Annotated in this window: 14 protein-coding genes; 11 read left to right on the top strand and 3 right to left on the bottom strand. The window is 71.9% G+C overall.

What is annotated here, in order from left to right; translation table 11 throughout:
• Positions 1-231: 231 nt before the first annotated feature.
• The 7 genes from ACZ6ZQ_RS28070 to sucD all read left to right on the top strand — a co-directional run bounded on the left by ACZ6ZQ_RS28070 (position 232) and on the right by sucD (position 9,903).
• Positions 232-1,344: an ATP-binding protein gene (locus ACZ6ZQ_RS28070; RefSeq protein ID WP_469771290.1), complete on the top strand. Its 1,113-nt coding sequence runs from the start codon at positions 232-234 to the stop codon at positions 1,342-1,344.
• The gene (locus ACZ6ZQ_RS28065; RefSeq protein ID WP_469771289.1) at positions 1,341-3,710 is read left to right on the top strand and encodes a DUF5682 family protein; all 2,370 of its coding nucleotides are present in this window, start codon (positions 1,341-1,343) and stop codon (positions 3,708-3,710) included. Before ACZ6ZQ_RS28070 ends, ACZ6ZQ_RS28065 begins: the two co-directional genes overlap by 4 nt.
• Positions 3,707-4,891, top strand: a complete 1,185-nt coding sequence (locus ACZ6ZQ_RS28060; RefSeq protein ID WP_469771288.1) for a VWA domain-containing protein — start codon at positions 3,707-3,709, stop codon at positions 4,889-4,891. The genes ACZ6ZQ_RS28065 and ACZ6ZQ_RS28060 overlap by 4 nt, the downstream gene beginning before the upstream one ends.
• Positions 4,892-5,063: 172 nt before the next feature.
• Complete coding sequence (locus tag ACZ6ZQ_RS28055; RefSeq protein WP_469771287.1) at positions 5,064-6,002, top strand: hypothetical protein; 939 nt, start codon at positions 5,064-5,066, stop codon at positions 6,000-6,002.
• Between the two features lie 159 nt (positions 6,003-6,161).
• Positions 6,162-7,490 (top strand): hypothetical protein, encoded by a 1,329-nt coding sequence (locus tag ACZ6ZQ_RS28050; RefSeq protein ID WP_469771286.1) that lies wholly within the window; start codon positions 6,162-6,164, stop codon positions 7,488-7,490.
• A 331-nt stretch (positions 7,491-7,821) separates the two neighbouring features.
• Positions 7,822-8,997 carry an ADP-forming succinate--CoA ligase subunit beta gene (gene sucC / locus ACZ6ZQ_RS28045; RefSeq protein ID WP_469771285.1) on the top strand — a complete coding sequence of 392 codons (1,176 nt, stop codon included), beginning with the start codon at positions 7,822-7,824 and terminating at the stop codon, positions 8,995-8,997.
• 21 nt (positions 8,998-9,018) lie between these two features.
• On the top strand, positions 9,019-9,903 hold the full coding sequence (gene sucD / locus ACZ6ZQ_RS28040) for a succinate--CoA ligase subunit alpha (RefSeq protein WP_453658426.1): 885 nt from the start codon (positions 9,019-9,021) through the stop codon (positions 9,901-9,903).
• A 111-nt stretch (positions 9,904-10,014) separates the two neighbouring features.
• On the opposite strand, the gene ACZ6ZQ_RS28035 is transcribed toward sucD, so the two are convergent.
• Positions 10,015-11,280: a sigma factor-like helix-turn-helix DNA-binding protein gene (locus tag ACZ6ZQ_RS28035; protein WP_469771284.1), complete on the bottom strand. Its 1,266-nt coding sequence runs from the start codon at positions 11,278-11,280 to the stop codon at positions 10,015-10,017.
• A gap of 116 nt (positions 11,281-11,396) precedes the next feature.
• Here ACZ6ZQ_RS28035 and ACZ6ZQ_RS28030 point away from each other — a divergent pair, with 116 nt between their 5' ends.
• Positions 11,397-13,403: a cell division protein PerM gene (locus ACZ6ZQ_RS28030; protein WP_469771283.1), complete on the top strand. Its 2,007-nt coding sequence runs from the start codon at positions 11,397-11,399 to the stop codon at positions 13,401-13,403.
• Between the two features lie 176 nt (positions 13,404-13,579).
• Here the strand turns inward: ACZ6ZQ_RS28030 and ACZ6ZQ_RS28025 are convergent, their stop codons facing one another.
• A complete protein-coding gene (locus ACZ6ZQ_RS28025) occupies positions 13,580-14,422 on the bottom strand; it encodes a hypothetical protein (protein ID WP_469771282.1) in 843 nt (280 codons plus the stop codon).
• Between the two features lie 274 nt (positions 14,423-14,696).
• Here ACZ6ZQ_RS28025 and purN point away from each other — a divergent pair, with 274 nt between their 5' ends.
• Together purN and purH are read left to right on the top strand one after the other, a co-directional pair.
• Entirely contained in the window at positions 14,697-15,323 is a 627-nt protein-coding gene (gene purN / locus ACZ6ZQ_RS28020; protein WP_469771281.1) for a phosphoribosylglycinamide formyltransferase, read from the top strand.
• Positions 15,310-16,866, top strand: a complete 1,557-nt coding sequence (purH, locus tag ACZ6ZQ_RS28015) for a bifunctional phosphoribosylaminoimidazolecarboxamide formyltransferase/IMP cyclohydrolase (protein ID WP_469771280.1) — start codon at positions 15,310-15,312, stop codon at positions 16,864-16,866. Before purN ends, purH begins: the two co-directional genes overlap by 14 nt.
• A 185-nt stretch (positions 16,867-17,051) precedes the next feature.
• Here purH and ACZ6ZQ_RS28010 read toward each other — a convergent pair whose 3' ends face one another.
• Positions 17,052-17,660: a hypothetical protein gene (locus ACZ6ZQ_RS28010; RefSeq protein ID WP_469771279.1), complete on the bottom strand. Its 609-nt coding sequence runs from the start codon at positions 17,658-17,660 to the stop codon at positions 17,052-17,054.
• A gap of 280 nt (positions 17,661-17,940) precedes the next feature.
• On the opposite strand from ACZ6ZQ_RS28010, the gene ACZ6ZQ_RS28005 reads away from it, so the two are divergent.
• Positions 17,941-18,798, top strand: coding sequence for a bifunctional methylenetetrahydrofolate dehydrogenase/methenyltetrahydrofolate cyclohydrolase (locus ACZ6ZQ_RS28005; RefSeq protein ID WP_469771278.1), 858 nt, complete (start codon positions 17,941-17,943; stop codon positions 18,796-18,798).
• Positions 18,799-18,803 lie beyond the last annotated feature (5 nt).

Genomic DNA, 18,803 nt, shown 5'->3' with positions numbered 1-18,803 from the left:
GGGTCCCCACTGACAATCGGCCCTGACCTGCGGAATCCTCGGACCGAGGAGTCCGGGACAGGAGTCGAGGCCGCGACACCGCACCGCGATGTCCGCGATCACCGGCAACTCGGCTCCAACGCCCCCTGCTTCAGCCCCCGATCACGGCTCCGGCCTGCGGAAACGACCGATTGTCAGTGGCATGGTGCACGGTGGAACCCACATCCGGTCGATCGATCTGGAGGGGGATCCATGACCGTGCCCGAAACCAGCGCAGCCACCGGCACCGAGGCCCTGCGGCCCCATGCCGAGGACGCCTTCGCCGACGAACTCAAGGCACTGGCGGCGTCCGACGACCGGCCGCGGCCGGCCCGCTGGCAGCTGTCGCCGTGGGCCGTGGCCACCTATCTGCTCGGCGGCACGCTGCCCGACGGGACCGTGATCACGCCCAAGTACGTGGGACCGCGCCGGATCGTCGAGGTCGCCGTCACCACGCTCGTCACCGATCGCGCGCTGCTCCTCCTCGGCGTTCCCGGCACCGCCAAGACCTGGGTCTCCGAGCATCTCGCCGCGGCCGTCAGCGGGGACTCCACGCTGCTCGTGCAGGGGACGGCGGGCACGCCCGAGGAAGCCATCCGGTACGGGTGGAACTACGCCCAGCTGCTCGCCCACGGCCCCAGCCGCGACGCGCTGGTGCCCAGCCCCGTCATGCGCGCGATGTCGGAAGGCATGACCGCGCGTGTCGAGGAGCTCACCCGCATCCCGGCGGACGTGCAGGACACGCTCATCACGATCCTGTCGGAGAAGACCCTGCCCATCCCGGAGCTGGGCCAGGAAGTGCAGGCCGTCCGCGGCTTCAACCTCATCGCCACCGCCAATGACCGCGACCGCGGGGTCAACGATCTGTCGAGCGCGCTGCGCCGCCGTTTCAACACCGTGGTCCTGCCGCTGCCCGCGACCCCGGAGGCGGAGGTCGACATCGTCTCCCGGCGCGTCGACCAGATAGGGCGCTCGCTCGAACTGCCCGCCGCACCCGAGGGCGCCGACGAGATCCGCCGCGTCGTCACGGTCTTCCGTGAGCTGCGCGACGGCGTCACCGCGGACGGGCGCACGAAGCTCAAGTCCCCTTCGGGGACGCTGTCCACGGCCGAAGCGATCTCCGTCGTCACCAACGGGCTGGCGCTCGCGGCGCACTTCGGCGACGGAGTGCTGAGGCCGGGCGACGTGGCGGCCGGCATCCTCGGAGCGGTCGTCCGTGACCCGGCGGCGGACCGCGTCATCTGGCAGGAGTACCTGGAGACGGTCGTTCGCGAGCGGGACGGCTGGAAGGACTTCTACCGCGCCTGCCGCGAGGTGAGCGCATGACCTCACGGACGGCGACGCCCGTACGGCCCGCGGTCCCGGCGCATGTCACAGCCGCAGGCGCGGAGAGGACATGGCCCGGTGACGGTCCGCTCGTGCTCGGGGTGCGGCATCACGGGCCCGGATCCGCGAGGGCGGTGCGGGCCGCGCTGGATTCGGCGGTGCCCAGGGCGCTGCTGATCGAGGGGCCGCCCGAGGGGGACGTGCTGCTGCCGCTCGCTGCCGACGAAGGCATGGCCCCGCCGGTCGCGCTGCTCGCCCACGCCGTGGACGACCCGGGCCGGGCCGCGTTCTGGCCACTCGCCGAGTTCTCCCCGGAGTGGGTCGCGATCCGCTGGGCGCTGGCGCACGAGGTGCCTGTGCGCTTCATCGACCTGCCCGCCGCGCACTCCCTGGCGGCCGCCACCGATCCCACCTGGGGCGATGACGACGAAGTCGCCGACGGCGAGGCGACCCTGCGGATCGACCCGGTCGCAGTGCTTGCCGAGGCCGCCGGATACGACGACCCCGAGCGCTGGTGGGAGGACGTGATCGAGCACCGCGGCGCCGCATCCTCGGCGGGCGGCGCGGACGAGGCCGACCCGCTCGCGCCGTTCGCCGTGCTCGGCGAGGCCATGGCCGCGCTCCGCGAGACGTACGGACACGGCGGCCACACCCGCGACCTCGTCCGAGAGGCCCATATGCGGATCCAGCTGCGGGCGGCACGCAAGGAGTTCGGGGACGAGGTCGCCGTCGTCTGCGGCGCCTGGCACGTCCCCGCGCTGACCGGGAAGTCGACGGCCACCGCGGACCGCGCGCTGCTCAAGGGCCTGCCCAAGGTCAGGACCGAGATGACCTGGGTGCCCTGGACGCACCGCAGGCTCGCCCGGCACAGCGGATACGGCGCCGGAATCGACTCACCGGGCTGGTACGCGCACCTGTTCAGCGCCCCCGACCGCCCCGTCGAGCGCTGGATGACCAAGGTCGCCGGACTGCTCAGGGACGAGGACCGGATGGTCTCCTCGGCCCATGTCATCGAGGCCGTCCGGCTCGCGGAGACGCTCGCCGCGATGCGCGCCCGCCCGCTCGCCGGACTGAGCGAGACGACCGACGCGATCCGGGCTGTGATGTGCGACGGCTCCGATGTGCCGCTCGGACTGATCCAGGACGAGCTGATCACCGGCGATGTGCTCGGTGAGGTCCCGGACACGGCCCCGGCCGTACCGCTGCAGCGCGACCTGACCCGCCTCCATCGCACCCTGCGGCTCAAACCGGAGCTGCTGGAGCGGGAGTTGGAGCTCGACCTGCGCAAGGAGACCGACGCGGAGCGAAGCCGGCTGCTGCACCGGCTTCGGCTCCTGGGCGTCGGCTGGGGCACACCGGCGGCGGGGCGCGGATCGACCGGGACGTTCCGGGAGACGTGGCGGCTGCGCTGGGACCCCGAGCTGTACGTCAAGGTCGCCGAGGCGGGCGTCTGGGGCACCACGGTGCTCTCCGCCGCCACCGCCAAGGCCGAGGGACAGGCCGCGTCGGCGACCGCGCTCGCCGACGTCACGTCGCTTGCGGAGCGGTGTCTCCTGGCCGAACTGCCCGACGCGCTCCCCGTCGTGATGAAGGCCCTCGCCGACCGGGCCGCCCTGGACGCGGACGTCGGCCACCTCGCCCAGGCCCTGCCCGCGCTCGCCCGCTCCCTGCGCTACGGGGACGTGCGCGCGACGGACACCGCGGCCCTCGGCGAGGTCGCGGCCGGTCTCGCCGAGCGCGTCTGCGTCGGACTGCCGCCCGCCTGCACCGGGCTCGACGCGGACGGCTCCGCCGAGATGCGCGGCCATCTCGACGGCGTCCACACGGCGATCGCACTGCTTCCGAAGTCCGAGGAGCTCAGCGGCCGCTGGTCGGGCGTCCTGCGCAAGCTCGCGGTGCGGGACGCCGTCCCCGGGGTGATCCGAGGGCGCGCGGCCCGGCTGCTGCTGGACGACGGGCGGCTCGCCGAGGACGAGGCCGCGCGGCTGATGAGCCTGGCGCTCTCGCCGGGCACCCCGCCCGCCGACGCCGCGGCCTGGATCGAGGGCTTCGTCGGCGGGGCGTCGGGAGGCGGGATGCTCCTGGTCCACGACGAGCGGCTCCTCGGACTCGTCGACGCCTGGCTGGCATCCGTCCCGGCGGACGCGTTCACCGACGTACTGCCGCTGCTGCGGCGCACGTTCTCGGCGTACGAGCCGGGCGTACGCCGCACCTTGGGCGAGCTGGTGCGGCGCGGCCCGGCCGCCGCCGGTGGACCGGTGCGGGGTGAAGGGGGCGTGCCCGGATTCGGGGCCGGGCTCGACGAGGAGCGGGCGGACGCGGTGCTGCCCGTACTGCGGCTGATCCTGGAGGGGGAGCACGTATGACAACGCCGGAGACCGTGGTGGACATGGCATCCGACGAGCGGCTGCGGCGCTGGCGGCTGGTCCTCGGCGGGGGCGCGGCCGAGGGTACTGGCTGCACCCTGGCCGGGACGGACGCCGCGATGGACGGAGCCCTGGGCGCGCTCTACGGCCCGGGGAGCGGTCAGGAGCGCGGGAGCGGAAAGCGATCGGCCGGCCTGGAGGGGTCGGCGCCCAATGTGGCGCGCTGGCTGGGCGACATCCGTACGTACTTCCCGAGCTCCGTCGTCCAGGTCATGCAGCGAGACGCGATCGACCGGCTCGGTCTGCGCACGCTGCTGCTGGAGCCGGAGATGCTGGAGGCCGTCGAGGCGGACGTCCACCTCGTCGGGACGCTGCTCTCCCTCAGCAAGGCGATGCCCGAGACGACGAAGGAAACCGCCCGCGCGGTCGTCCGCAAGGTCGTCGACGATCTGGAGAAGCGGCTGGCCACCCGCACCCGCGCGACCCTCACCGGCGCGCTCGACCGCAGCGCGCGCATCAACCGCCCACGCCACCGGGACATCGACTGGGACCGCACGATCCGGGCGAACCTGAAGAACTACCTCCCCGAGTTCAACACCGTCGTGCCCGAGCGGCTGATCGGCTACGGCCGCGCGTCCCAGGCAGTGAAGAAGGACGTCGTCCTCTGCATCGACCAGTCCGGGTCGATGGCGGCATCCGTCGTCTACGCCTCGGTGTTCGGAGCGGTGCTCGCCTCGATGCGGTCGATCGCGACGCGGCTCGTGGTCTTCGACACGGCGGTCGTCGATCTGACGGACCAACTTGACGACCCGGTGGACGTCCTGTTCGGCACTCAGCTCGGCGGCGGCACGGACATCAACAGGGCGCTCGCCTACTGCCAGTCGCAGATCACCCGGCCTGCCGACACCGTCGTCGTGCTCATCAGTGATCTGTACGAAGGCGGCATACGGGACGAGATGCTGAAGCGGGTCGCGGCGATGAAGGCGTCGGGAGTTCAGTTCGTCGCGCTGCTCGCGCTCTCCGACGAGGGAGCACCTGCGTACGACCGTGAGCACGCGGCGGCCCTGGCGGCACTGGGTGCGCCTGCGTTCGCCTGCACGCCCGACCTGTTCCCGGAAGTGATGGCCGCGGCGATCGAGAAAAGGCCACTGCCCATACCGGACATGGCGACTCATCAGTAACAAGGGACTTGCGTGACCCCGGGAGGCTCGTGCAAGCATCGTCCCCGTTGCCCGTGGAGGGCCATGTTCCGTAACTGGGAGGGCTCGCCCCATTTTGACTGTCACCGCTGCTCAGCCTCGTGCCGCCGGGCGCCTCGTGCGCCGTGCGGCCGGTCGGCATGCGGTGCACGCGGTGCGTGTGTTGCTGCTCGTGGGCGGGCTGCTGGTGCTGGGGTTCGTTCTCGGCGGTCAGGCGCACGCGGCGGAGCAGTCGGGCGTGGGCTCCTCGCTGGAGCAAGTCGCCCCTGCCGCCGGTCCGGCCGGTCAGCTCCGTGACGTCGCGGAGCCGGTGACCGAGGGTGCGGCCGAGCCGCTCAGCCCGGGCGCCGAACACGCTGGGCGAACCGAGCAAGCCGAGGCCGCCGAGCGGGCCCTCAAGCCCGTCACGGAACCTGTCACGGATCCTGTTGCGCAGCGCGTCACGAAGCCGGCCGTCGAGCAGGCGGTCGGGCAGGCGGTGGAGCGCGTTGTCGAGCCGACCGTGGAGCATGTGGCCAGGCCCGTCGTGGAGCCCGTCGCAGGGGCCGCGGGACAGGTCGTTCACGGTGTGGCGGAGCCCCTCGGTGAGGTGGTCGGCTCGGTCGTGGAGGACGTGCCCGCGCGGCCGTTGCCCGCACCGGTATGGCCCGCCGACCGTCTGCCCGTGCCCGGGCAGGACCGGCCGCAGAACGCCGTGCCGGTCAACGTCCAGCGCGACGAGCCGCGTTCCGGCCCGCTCGCGTCCGCCTCGCCCAGGCCCGCGGCCCCTTCCGCGGACGCCCGCACCTGCGTGTTCTCCCACGCGTACGGGCACATGCACCGTGCTTCGGAGTCGTACCGGACTCTCGTGGCGCCCGTGCTCGGCGGCCCGCTCGACGGGCGGCTTCCGCAGCTTCCCGGCGCGCCGACCGGCCCGTGCGGAAGCGCCGTACTGCAGTACACCGGTGACGGTCACACGCAGCGCTCAGGTGACCCGCACGGCGCCTGGTTCTCGGACGCCGTGGCGTTCGGACTCGTGCCCGGTTCCCGGCAGCCGGTCACCGGCGCCGGAGTCCGTGAGCGGCACCGCGACATTCTCGAATTCCCCGGATAGGGCAGGCCGTTCCCCCGCCTCAGGACCTGCCGCGCGGGGGCGGAGCAGGTCTGCCCGCCGGCCCGGATGCCGACTGTCCCAGCTGACGCAGCGCCGCAGCTGACGCGACCGACGCAACGGGCATTCGGAATCCTCGAATTCGAAGGAACTCTCCCGAACATGAACAAGAACATCCGCCGCTCCATCGTCGTCGCGGCCGGTGCCGCCGGCATGTGGGCCATCGGCACCGCCGCCGCCAGCGCGGACGAGTTGCCCGCGGTTTCCCTCTCCACGTCCGACCAGGCGGTCGACTCGGTCGCGGACACTCTCGCCGAGGTCACCGACACTCACGCGTCCACCGGCGTCGTCGGCGTCGAGGCCACGATGGCTCCCGGCAATGTCCAGGTCGAGGCGAAGGTCACGCCCAGCGGCGCCGTCGCCGAGGCCACGGGCGTCGCGCAGGGTGTCCAGGGCAGCCTCGCCACGTTCCAGGGCACGACGCAGTCCACCGCGGACCAGGCCCGCCAGTACGTCGAGGGCGAGCTGGCCTCGTACGCGTACGACCTGCCCACCGGCGCCGATGTGATCGGTGGCATCTCCGACACGCAGGCCGAGATCGACTACCTCTTCGGCCCGCTCTCCGCGTTCGCCCCCGAGCTGGAGCAGATCCCGGGCCAGGCCCAGGGCCACGTGACGCAGACGCAGGGCTATGCGACCCAGACGGCCCAGGGTTATGCGACGCAGGCCCAGGGCTACGCCGGCCAGACCGTCGGCCAGACCCAGTACCGGGCGGAGGCCCTCGCTGCGCAGGCCCCCGGCTACGTCGACGAGACCGCGCAGGATGTCCTGCCCCCGATCGCCGACCGCGCGATCGACGGTGCGCTCCCGGTCGTCGGCCAGGCGGTCGGCGATGCCGGGCTTCTCGCCCAGGGCGTTGCCGGTGACGTGACCCCGTTCGCGGGCGGTGTCGTGAGCGACGTCCAGCCGGTCGCGTACGGTGTGGTCTCCGATGTCCAGCCGGTCGCGTACGGGGTGGTCTCCGATGTCCAGCCGTTCGCGGGCGGTGTGGTCTCCGATGTCCAGCCGTTCGCGGGCGGTGTGGTCTCCGATGTCCAGCCGTTCGCGGGCGGGGTCGTCGGCGCGGTCCAGCCGCTCGTCGAGACCGTCGTCGACTACGTCCAGCCCGTCGCGTACGGCGTCGTCGGCAGCGCCGACGCCCTCGCGTACGGTGTGGTCTCCGATGTCCAGCCGGTCGCGTACGGCGTGGTCTCCGATGTCCAGCCTGTCGCGTACGGCGTCGGCGGCAGCGCCGGGACCCTCGCGCAGGGCGTTGCCGGCGACGTGACCCCGTTCGCCGGCGGTGTGGTCTCCGACGTCCAGCCGTTCGCCCAGGACCTGACGGGCACGGTCGCCGCGACCCCGGTCGCCGGAAACGCCTTCTCCGGTGTGCAGGGCGTGGCGTCCTCGGTCGCCCCGAGCTACGTCCAGAACCTGGCCCAGGGCATCTGACCCTGGGAGTCTGACCGGCGGGTCCAGGCGTTCGACGGGCGGTTCCCATTGGGGTGGGGGCCGCCCGTTTTCCGTATGTGTGCCCCTACTCACGCTCTGCTCGTGCCGTACTCGGAGGGTTCCGCCGCGCGCGCGATCTGTGACAGGTATCACCGCTCCGGTGTGATCTGCGATTTAGGCCCCCACGTCCCTCGGGGATAACCTGCGAGACGGACATGCCGCGTGCCCGGTCACCGTGTACGCCTTCCTAGTGACAGCGCAGTCACGTTGCCCTTCGCGGCACGCCCACGCAGACAACGAACCGCGAATCACTGAAAAGGGACGGACGCGCGTGGACCTGTTCGAGTATCAGGCGAGGGACCTCTTCGCCAAGCACGGTGTACCGGTGCTGGCCGGTGAAGTCATCGACACGCCTGAGGCGGCGCGCGAGGCGACCGAGCGACTGGGCGGCCGTTCGGTCGTCAAGGCGCAGGTGAAGGTCGGCGGCCGCGGCAAGGCCGGTGGCGTCAAGCTGGCCGCCACGCCGGACGAGGCCGTCGCGCGTGCGACGGACATCCTCGGTATGGACATCAAGGGCCACACGGTCCACAAGGTGATGATCGCCGAGACGGCTCCCGAGATCGCCGACGAGTACTACGTCTCGTACCTCCTCGACCGCACCAACCGCACCTTCCTGGCCATGGCCTCGGTCGCGGGCGGCATGGACATCGAGGAGGTCGCCGCGACGACCCCCGAGAAGCTCGCCAAGATCCCGGTCGACGCCAACGAGGGCGTTTCCGCCGACAAGGCCCGCGAGATCGTCGAGGCCGCGAAGTTCCCGGCCGAGGTCGCCGAGCAGATCGCCGAGATCCTGCAGACCCTGTGGAAGACCTTCATCGCCGAGGACGCGCTGCTCGTCGAGGTCAACCCGCTCGCCAAGGTCGCCGACGGCCGGGTCCTGGCCCTGGACGGCAAGGTGTCGCTGGACGCCAACGCCGAGTTCCGCCAGCCCTCGCACGCCGAGCTCGAGGACAAGGCATCGGCCAACCCGCTCGAGGCCGCTGCCAAGGCCAAGGGCCTCAACTACGTCAAGCTCGACGGCGAGGTCGGCATCATCGGCAACGGCGCGGGTCTGGTCATGTCGACCCTCGACGTGGTCGCGTACGCCGGTGAGAAGCACGCGAACGTGAAGCCCGCCAACTTCCTCGACATCGGTGGCGGCGCCTCCGCCGAGGTCATGGCGAACGGCCTCGAGATCATCCTCGGCGACCCGGACGTCAAGTCCGTGTTCGTCAATGTCTTCGGCGGCATCACCGCGTGCGACGCGGTCGCCAACGGCATCGTGCAGGCCCTGGAGCTCCTCGAGTCCAAGGGCGAGGCCGTGACGAAGCCGCTGGTCGTGCGCCTCGACGGCAACAACGCGGAGCTGGGTCGTCAGATCCTCGACGACCGCAACCACCCGCTCGTGCAGCGCGTGGACACCATGGACGGCGCGGCCGACAAGGCCGCCGAGCTGGCTGCGAAGTAAGGGACGAGGGACACCAACACCATGGCTATCTTCCTCACCAAGGAATCCAAGGTCATCGTCCAGGGCATGACCGGCTCCGAGGGCCAGAAGCACACCAAGCGCATGCTCGCTTCCGGCACGAACATCGTCGGTGGCGTCAACCCGCGCAAGGCGGGCACGACGGTCGACTTCGACGGCACCGAGATCCCCGTCTTCGGGTCGGTCAAGGACGCCATCGAGAAGACCGGCGCGGACGTCACGGTCATCTTCGTCCCGGAGAAGTTCACCAAGGACGCGGTCATCGAGGCGATCGACGCCGAGATCGGCCTCGCGGTCGTCATCACCGAGGGCGTCGCGGTCCACGACACCGCGCAGTTCTGGGCGTACGCGGGCGCCAAGGGCAACAAGACCCGGATCATCGGCCCGAACTGCCCGGGTCTGATCACCCCCGGTCAGTCGAACGCCGGCATCATCCCGGCCGACATCACCAAGCCCGGCCGCATCGGTCTCGTGTCCAAGTCCGGCACGCTGACCTACCAGATGATGTACGAGCTCCGTGACCTCGGCTTCAGCTCCTGCGTCGGCATCGGTGGTGACCCGATCATCGGCACCACCCACATCGACGCCCTGGCCGCCTTCGAGGCCGACCCGGACACCGACCTGATCGTGATGATCGGCGAGATCGGCGGCGACGCCGAGGAGCGTGCCGCCGACTTCATCAAGGCGAACGTCACCAAGCCGGTCGTCGGCTACGTCGCGGGCTTCACCGCGCCCGAGGGCAAGACCATGGGTCACGCGGGCGCGATCGTCTCCGGTTCTTCTGGTACCGCACAGGCCAAGAAGGAGGCCCTTGAGGCCGCCGGTGTGAAGGTCGGCAAGACGCCGACCGAGACGGCGAAGCTGGCGCGCGCGATTCTCGCCGGCTGACACAGCCTCGCCGGCGGAGCCTGACCGGCTCAGCCGCAGCACGTGGGCCCGCCCCCGGGAGACCGGGGTGCGGGCCCTCGCGCATGTTCAGCCCGAACCGGGACGGGCGGGTCAACCGATGCGTGGAACGAGCCGTTGCGGGCCGGCGTGCGGATGCGACTGGAGCATGTTGCGGAGCTTCACTTCCGCCTTCGTGTACGACTGGGGTCCGCCGCGTGGCGGTACACCGCCGACCGCATCGCCGGGCGCCTGCGGCGGCTCGTAGTGGCTCTCCGAGGTGGCCACGGTGTACGCCGCCGCAGCGAGGATCAGCGCGGTGAGGCCGAACACCGCACGCGTCCGCAGCTGGGTCCTGTGCTCGCCGGCGGTTCGTACGGCACGGGCGGTGGGGACCTTCGGCGTGGATACGTCGTGGACCAGGCCGCCGAGCTGTTCGTGCAGCGCCTGCGGATCCGCCAGTTCCGGCAGCCGCTCGGCGACGACGGCACGGGCGTGCAGGACGCGGTTCGCGGCGGCCGGAGTGCTCGCCTCGGTCTCGGCCGCGGTCTCGGGCAGGTCGAGGCCGAGTCCGTCGTACAGCAGCAGGGCGCGGCGGTACGTCGGGGGCAGCTCGAGCAGCGTCTTGCGCAGGGTGAGTCGGCACGGGTCCGGCGCTGTGGACAGCAGGGCCGGAAGGGTCGGGTCCGGGACCGGGTCCGGATCCGGGTGCCGGTGGCTGCGGCGCAGCCGGTGCCACGGCGACAAGGCGTACTCGTACGCCGCCACCCGCACCCAGCCCGCGGGATCCCGGTCGACGGCGACCTCGGGCCAGCGTTCCCAGGCGAGTTGGAAGGCATGCTCCACGGATTCCAGAGCGAGCCCGCGCCGTCCGGTGAGCAGACAGGCCTGGCGTACGAGAGCGGGGGCGGCGCGGGCGTAGAGGGCGTCGAAGGCCTCCTCCGGGGTGAGGTCCGGCTCGCGCGCGGGAGGCGGCGGCTGGGTCACGGGGGGTGTCCGACGCCTGCTCGGGGCGGGGCGGGTGGGAGGGGCGGGAGGAGTGGGAGCGGGACGGGTGGGAGCGGCGGGGAGCGCCCCGCCTTCTTGTGTCCCCAGCCCTTCCGCCTGCCTGGCCTCCCTGGCTTCCCTGGCCTGCCTGGCCTCCCTGGCCGTGACCTCCGCCTCGTACGTGGCGAGGAGTTTCGCGTACGCCTCGCGCTTGCGCCCGCGTGGGCTGGTGCGACCGGCCTCCCAGGACTTGACCGTCGCCTTGGTGACGCCGACGGCTTCCGCGAGCTGCTCCTGGCTCAATGACTTCGCCTCGCGCAGCCTGCGTCGCTCCTTGGGCGAAGGCAGCGCCGGCGCGGTCGTCTCCGCGCCTTCCGCAGGGCGCTCCCTCATGAGGGGCTCCTTGTGACACTGCACCAGGCCAAAAAGTACATAAACGTATATTGAGCGACACAACGGCCATTCGCCTGTTACCCGGATAAAGCGCGTGTCGTTGGCAGCATGGCCGCGTGACCCAGACGACCGATCACAGCCCGTCGTTCGTGCCCGTGCAGGGCGGCAGGCCGGCCGCAGCGCTCGTGACGTCGCTTCTGCGTGGGGTGCTCGCCGCGGGGCTAGGGCTCGGCGCGCTCGCCGTGCTCGTGATGGTGATGTGGATCAGCTCGCCGTACCCGGACAGCGGCCCGCGCGGGGCGCTGCACGTGGCCGCCGGGCTGTGGCTGCTCGCGCACGGGACCGAGCTGATCAGAGCCGACACACTCTCCGGGACGCCCGCGCCCGTCGGGCTCGTGCCGATGCTGCTGGTGACGCTGCCCGTCTGGCTGGTGCACCGGGCCGCGCGTGACTCCCTCGAGGAGGGGGAGGGGTGGCGCCAGCCGTCGGGTGGCATGGCCGTGTGCGGAGTGACCTGTGGATATCTGCTGGTCGCGGCTGCGGCGGTGCTCTACTCCCTGGGTGGGGACCTCGCCGCGGAGCCGCTCAGCGCGGCGCTGCATCTGCCCGTGGTGGCGGCGCTGTCGGCGGCGACGGGGGTGTGGGCGGCGAACGGTCTGCCGCTCGGGCCGCTGCCGGACTGGATTCCCGAGCGCGTTCGCATCGCCCTCGCCCGCTCCAGGGTCCCCGTCGCGTTCCGGGCGGGGGGAGCGGCGGTGGCGGTGCTGCTCGGCGGCGGGGCGCTGCTCGTCGCGGCGGCGCTGGTGTGGCATGCGGGCGCGGCGCAGAAGTCGTTCCTGCTGCTCGCGAGCGATTGGCCGGGGCGGTTCGCGCTGCTGCTGCTCGCTCTGGCGCTGGTGCCGAACGCGGCGGTGTGGGCGGCGGCGTACGGGCTCGGCCCGGGTTTCGCACTCGGTACGGGCGCCACGGTGACGCCGCTCGCGGCGGTGGGGAACCCCGCGCTGCCCCAGTTCCCGCTGCTCACCGCGGTCCCCGCGGAGGGGCCCGGGTCGCCGCTGACCTGGGCGGCCGCGGTGGTGCCGGTCGTGGCGGGCTGCGTGGTCGCGTGGTTCACGGTGCGCGGGGCGGACGCGGCGGCGTCCTGGAGCCGCCGCGAGACCGCGTTCACCGCGTTGCTGGGGGCGGCGGTGTGCGGAGCCCTCACATCTTTCCTGTCGGCCGTTGCGGGTGGCCCCCTGGGTACGGGCCACCTGGCGTCCTTCGGTCCGGTGTGGTGGCTCACGGGCCCGGCCGCTCTCCTGTGGACCGGCGCCGTCGGCGTGCCCGGCGCGCTCGCCGTCCACGCCTGGTGCCTCCGTGATGCCGACCGCGACGCGCGTGCCCGGCGCTGGGCGGCCATCAAACAGGCCTCGGGCGGTCTGATGGCAGCGTTCCCGTTCCCGGATTCCGAGGCCGCTGCGGCCCATTCCGCCGCTGCGGCCCCTTCGGCCGTTGAGCTCTCCCCGCCGCCCGGGTCGCTCGCGGCGGGTGCGGCTGATTCCGGGCCCTCGCCCCTCGCGCCCGATGCCGCGCAGGGCGGCGCAGGGGACGACCCGGCCGCTCCTGCGGAAGGTCCGGCCGCCTCGGACGAGTCGCTGGGGGCGGCGGGCAAAGCCGCCGCGGCCGCGGACTGTGACGGCGACGGCGACGGCGATGGCGATGGGCCGACGGGCGTTCCCACGCCGGGCGCGGGCAGCGCTGCGTCCGCGTCGGGCACCTCTCCCGGCGAGGACCGGCCGAACTCGTCGGTGTCGGACGCCGCCGGCCAGTCACGGCCGGGGGCTTCGGCGCCGCAGCCCCGGCCCGCGCCGGTCCTGCGGCCGGACGGGCAGCCGGACCTGCGACCGGGCAGTTCCGGGTCCGCGCCGGCCCCCGCGCCGGGCGCACGGCTCGAGCCCGCCGATACGGGCGAGGCAGCCCACAGGGGCGAGGTCACTCCCGTGCGTGAACCATCCCCGTCGGGGGAGGTTCACGCCCTGAGCCACCCGGGTGATGCGGCCGTTCACCCGCGTCCCGCGCCGGAGGTCCCCGACGTGCAACCGCCGAACGCCTCCCCGCCGAGCATCACGCCGCCGGAGGCGTAGCGCCGCACCTGGGTGACGAGGCGGCGATCGCGATGCCGACGCTCACCTGGATCCATGTCCCCACAGGAGGTGTGGATCTGCTACTCCGCGGCGCCGCTACTCCGCGGCGCCGCTACTCCGCGGCGCCGCTACTCCGCGGCGCCGCTACTCCGCGGCGCCGCTACTCCGTCGCGGCGCTACTCCTTGACGCCGATGACCCCGCGCAGCGGATCCGGCAGGAGCTCGTTGCAGGAGAGCTGGCCCGTCTTCGTCAGGGAGTCGTCCACGCACGTGTAGAAGTCGCGGTACACCACCTGCACCGTGAACGTCATCGCCACGATCGCGAGCGCGATCCCCGCCAGCAGCAGGCCGCTCACCGCCGCCGTCACCTGGGGCTTGCCCGCAGGCTGCGGCGGCGTGGCGGAGGCGGCCACAGAGGGGTCGGAGGAAGCACGGCGGGGCTTGGCGCGCAGCGAGCTCGTACCCCAGTAGAGCGCGAGGGCGCCGAGGAGCAGGGCGATCTCCGGGAGGTCGAAGAGCGCGAAGAAGAAGGCCCACATACCGCCGAGGAGCGCGTAGCGGGCACGGCGCTGGGCGGGGTCCGTCGGATCCCAGCGGAGTCCGCTGCCCTGGCCACCGCCTTCCGGGCCGCTGCCCTGGCCGTCACCGCCACCATTGCCGCCGCTCTGGCCGCTCTGGCCGCTCTGGCCGCCGGGCCGGCTGCCGAAGCCGCCGGGGGAGCGGCCCGGCTGGCGGCTGCTCCACTGGCTGCCCCAGGACGAACGCTCGTCGTCCCGCCGACCGCCCTCGTCGCCGGAGTCGCTCCCGGAGCCGTGCCGTGGCTGCCACGGCCGGTCCGGGGAGCCCTCGGGCGGCGGCGCGAACGGATTGCTCTCGTCCCTCGGCTCCCTGGGTGTAGCGGGGCCCCCGGTCTCCCGGGGCTCCGTGGACTCCGGCGACTGGCGTTCCCGCAGCAGCAGGGAGCCCCGCTCGGTGGAGAGCGGGAGGCGGAGTGCCGTGCGGCGGCGTCGGTCCGGCATGTGGTGAACGTCTTCCCCTCTGTACCCGGGTACTCCGTCTGGGGACGGGCCCTGCCCCCAGACGCTACCTCCCGGCCCAGCCCCCGTCCCGCGGGGGCCGCTCGGTGTGCCGGTATCGTTGCTGACGGTCGACGGCTTCGTAGAGTTCCCCTATCGCCGGGCTCGTTTCGTTCGTACGACCATACAAAGATCGACACAAGAACCGCCCAAACGCATACCGCACAACCCGCACGGCCTTCTGTAAGCCGTACCGCAACGCGAAAAGAGTCCCCCAGTGGCTGCCGCCCGCCTCGTCGTCCTGGTCTCCGGATCCGGCACCAACCTCCAGGCGCTGCTCGACGCCATCGGCGACGATCCGCAAGGCTTCGGCGCCGAGATCGTCGCGGTCGGGGCCGACCGCGACGGCATCGCCGGCCTCGACCGCGCCCGCGACGCCGGGCTCCCCACCTTCGTCCGCAAGGTGAAGGACTATGCGACCCGCGAGGAGTGGGACCGCGCGCTGACCGAGGCCACCGCCGCGTACGAGCCGGATCTCGTCATCTCGGCCGGCTTCATGAAGATCGTCGGCAAGGACTTCCTCGCCCGGTTCGGCGGTCGGTTCGTGAACACCCACCCCGCCCTGCTGCCCAGTTTTCCCGGTGCCCACGGAGTGCGTGACGCGCTCGCGTACGGGGCGAAGGTCACCGGATGCACCGTCCACTTCGTCGACGACGGTGTCGACACCGGGCCGATCATCGCGCAGGGCGTGGTCGAGGTGGTCGAAGAGGACACAGAAGAAGGCGAAGCCGCTCTCCATGAGCGCATCAAAGAAGTCGAGCGTCAGCTGCTCGTCGAGGTCGTGGGGCGTCTCGCCCGAAACGGCTACCGCATTGAGGGACGAAAGGTTCATGTCGGTGAATAAGCCCATCCGTCGCGCGCTGGTCAGTGTCTATGACAAGACGGGGCTGGAGGAGCTCGCCCGCGGCCTCCACGAAGCCGGCGTCGAGCTCGTCTCCACCGGCTCCACCGCCGCGAAGATCGCCGCGGCCGGTGTCCCGGTCACCAAGGTCGAGGAGCTCACCGGCTTCCCCGAGTGCCTGGACGGCCGCGTCAAGACACTGCACCCGCGCGTGCACGCCGGCATCCTCGCCGACCTCCGCCTCGACACCCACCGCGAGCAGCTCGCGGAGCTCGGCGTCGAGCCCTTCGACCTCGTGGTCGTGAACCTCTACCCGTTCCGGCAGACCGTCGCCTCCGGCGCGACTCCCGACGAGTGCGTCGAGCAGATCGACATCGGCGGCCCCTCGATGGTCCGTGCCGCCGCCAAGAACCACCCGTCCGTGGCGGTCGTCACCAGCCCCGAGCGGTACGCCGACGTCCTCACCGCCGTCGCGTCGGGTGGCTTCGACCTCACCGCCCGCAAGCGCCTCGCCGCCGAAGCGTTCCAGCACACGGCCGCGTACGACGTCGCCGTCGCCTCCTGGTTCGCGTCCTCGTACGCCCCGGCCGACGAGAGCCTCTTCCCCGACTTCCTCGGCGCCACGTACGAGCGCTCGAACGTCCTGCGCTACGGCGAGAACCCGCACCAGGACGCCGCGCTGTACGTCACCGAGGCGGGCGGCGGCCTCGCGCAGGCCGAGCAGCTGCACGGCAAGGAGATGTCGTACAACAACTACACGGACACGGATGCCGCGCGCCGTGCCGCGTACGACCACGCCGAGCCGTGCGTCGCGATCATCAAGCACGCCAACCCGTGCGGCATCGCGATCGGTGACGACGTCGCCGAGGCGCACCGCAAGGCCCACGCATGCGACCCGCTCTCCGCGTTCGGCGGTGTGATCGCGGTCAACCGCCCGGTCTCCGTGGCGATGGCCGAGCAGGTCGCCGAGATCTTCACCGAGGTCATCGTCGCCCCGGACTACGAGGACGGCGCGGTCGAGGTGCTGGCCCGCAAGAAGAACATCCGCGTGCTGCGCTGCCCCGACGCCCCGTCAGCGCCCGTCGAGCTGAAGCCGATCGACGGTGGCGCGCTCCTCCAGGTCACCGACCGGCTCCAGGCCGACGGTGACGACCCGGCGAACTGGACCCTCGCCACCGGCGAGGCGCTCAGCGCCGAGGAGCTGGCCGAACTCGCCTTCGCCTGGAAGGCCTGCCGAGCCGTCAAGTCCAACGCGATCCTGCTCGCCAAGGGCGGTGCCTCGGTCGGCGTCGGCATGGGCCAGGTCAACCGCGTCGACTCCGCGAAGCTCGCCGTCGAGCGGGCGGGCGAGGAGCGTGCGACGGGCGCGTACGCGGCCTCCGACGCGTTCTTCCCGTTCCCGGACGGCCTCGAGATCCTGACCGCGGCCGGGGTCAAGGCCGTGGTCCAGCCCGGCGGTTCGGTCCGTGACGAGCAGGTCGTCGAGGCCGCGCAGAAGGCGGGCGTGACGATGTACTTCACGGGGACGCGGCACTTCTTCCACTGAGCGCGCGACGCGCTAAATGCGTGCCACATGACACATGACGCGTGACGCGTGACGGCCCGCCGGTACGGAACCGGCGGGCCGCACGTGCACGTACTGGGTGGCTCGCATCGCATACGCACAGAAGGCCGTAACACACCGCCGTGAGGCGGAAGTTACGGCACTTCTGTGTCTTGCAGGGCGTCGCGTCAGTAGCGCGGGCGGCCGAACCAGGTGGAGGCGTCCGACTTGGCGCAGAAGACGATGATCAGGATGCCCAGCACCAGGCTGATGAGGGCGAAGATGTTCGCCCCGAGCAGGCTGAGGAGGCTGAACAGAGTGATCACAGAGCCGTAGACGATCGCCGAGATACGGATGCCGCTGCCGCCGGTGTGGAACTTGGCGGCCGTGAGGATGCCCCACAGCGCGAAGCCGAGAATGAGGAGCGCGACGAACACCATCACGCCCATGCCGATGCCGGCGGCCGCGTCAGCGTCCGAACCGGAGATCTCGGAGGAGCCCGCGATAGCGTCCATGATCGCCGCGCCGGCGACGACGGTGATGACCGCGCCGACCGCCTGCAGGCCGCCCAGGATGTAGAGCATCACACGCGCTGCCTTCACCCCACCCGGCATCTCCACCGGGACGCCCGGGTAGCCGCCGTACGGCTGCTGGACGGGCGGGGCCTGCGGGTAGCCGTATCCGGGCTGCGGCTGCTGCGGGCCCTGCGGGTAGCCGTAGCCCGGCTGGCCCTGCTGGCCGTAGCCGGGCTGGCCCTGCTGCTGGCCGTAGGGGTTGTTCGGGTCGCCGAAGCTCATGGCGGGATTCCTCCGTGGGGTTTGCGGGGACGACGCGGTCCTGACAGGAGGAAAGTTCACAAAAACAAGCGGTTTGCCCCCCGACACTGCCCGCGGCACTGCGCGGCTCATCGTGGTATTAAGGTCGAGTTTTTGTCCAGTCGGTATCCGAATGTGTTGTGCAAGTGCAACCTCGCGCACCGCTCGGCGGACCGATGACGGAGCCGTGTGGACAGGCTGTCGGACCGATGACGACGGCTCGAATTGGAACAGGGGAGGGGTCATCCGCGAGGATGGGGGCATGACCGCCCAGATTCTCGATGGCAAGGCCACCGCAGCCGCGATCAAGTCCGACCTGACCGCCCGCGTGGCGGCCCTCAAGGCCAGGGGCATCACGCCCGGCCTCGGGACCCTGCTGGTCGGCGACGACGTCGGCAGCCAGAAGTACGTCGCGGGCAAGCACCGCGACTGCGCGCAGGTGGGGATCGCCTCCATCCAGCGCGAACTGCCCGACACCGCCACGCAGGACGAGATCGAGGCGGTCGTACGCGAACTCAACGCGAACCCCGACTGCACGGGATACATCGTGCAGTTGCCGCTGCCGAAGGGCATCGACGAGAACCGGGTGCTGGAGCTGATCGACCCGGCGAAGGACGCGGACGGGCTGCACCCGATGAACCTCGGCCGTCTCGTCCTGAACGAGCCGGCCCCGCTGCCGTGCACGCCGTACGGCGTGATCCGGCTGCTGCGTCAGTACGGCGTCGAGCTGAACGGCGCGCACGTCGTCGTCGTCGGCCGCGGCACCACCATCGGCCGCTCGCTGCCGCTGCTGCTGACCCGCCGCTCCGAGAACTCGACGGTCACGCAGTGTCACACCGGTACGCGTGACCTCTCCGCGCATCTGCGCCAGGCCGACATCATCGTCGCCGCGGCGGGCTCCGCCCACCTGGTCCGGCCGGAGGACGTGAAGCCGGGCGCGGCCGTCCTCGACGTCGGCGTCAGCCGCGACGGCGACGGGAAGATCGTCGGCGATGTCCACCCCGACGTCGCGAAGGTCGCCGGCTGGCTTTCCCCGAACCCGGGCGGCGTCGGCCCGATGACCCGGGCCCAGCTTCTGGTCAATGTCGTTGAGGCGGCCGAGCTCGCGGCCGCGGACTGACCGGC

The organism is Streptomyces sp. NPDC053673 (genome assembly GCF_055585225.1).
The sequence above is the reverse complement of the archived record's forward strand: the minus strand, read 5'-3'. Positions and strand labels throughout refer to the sequence as shown.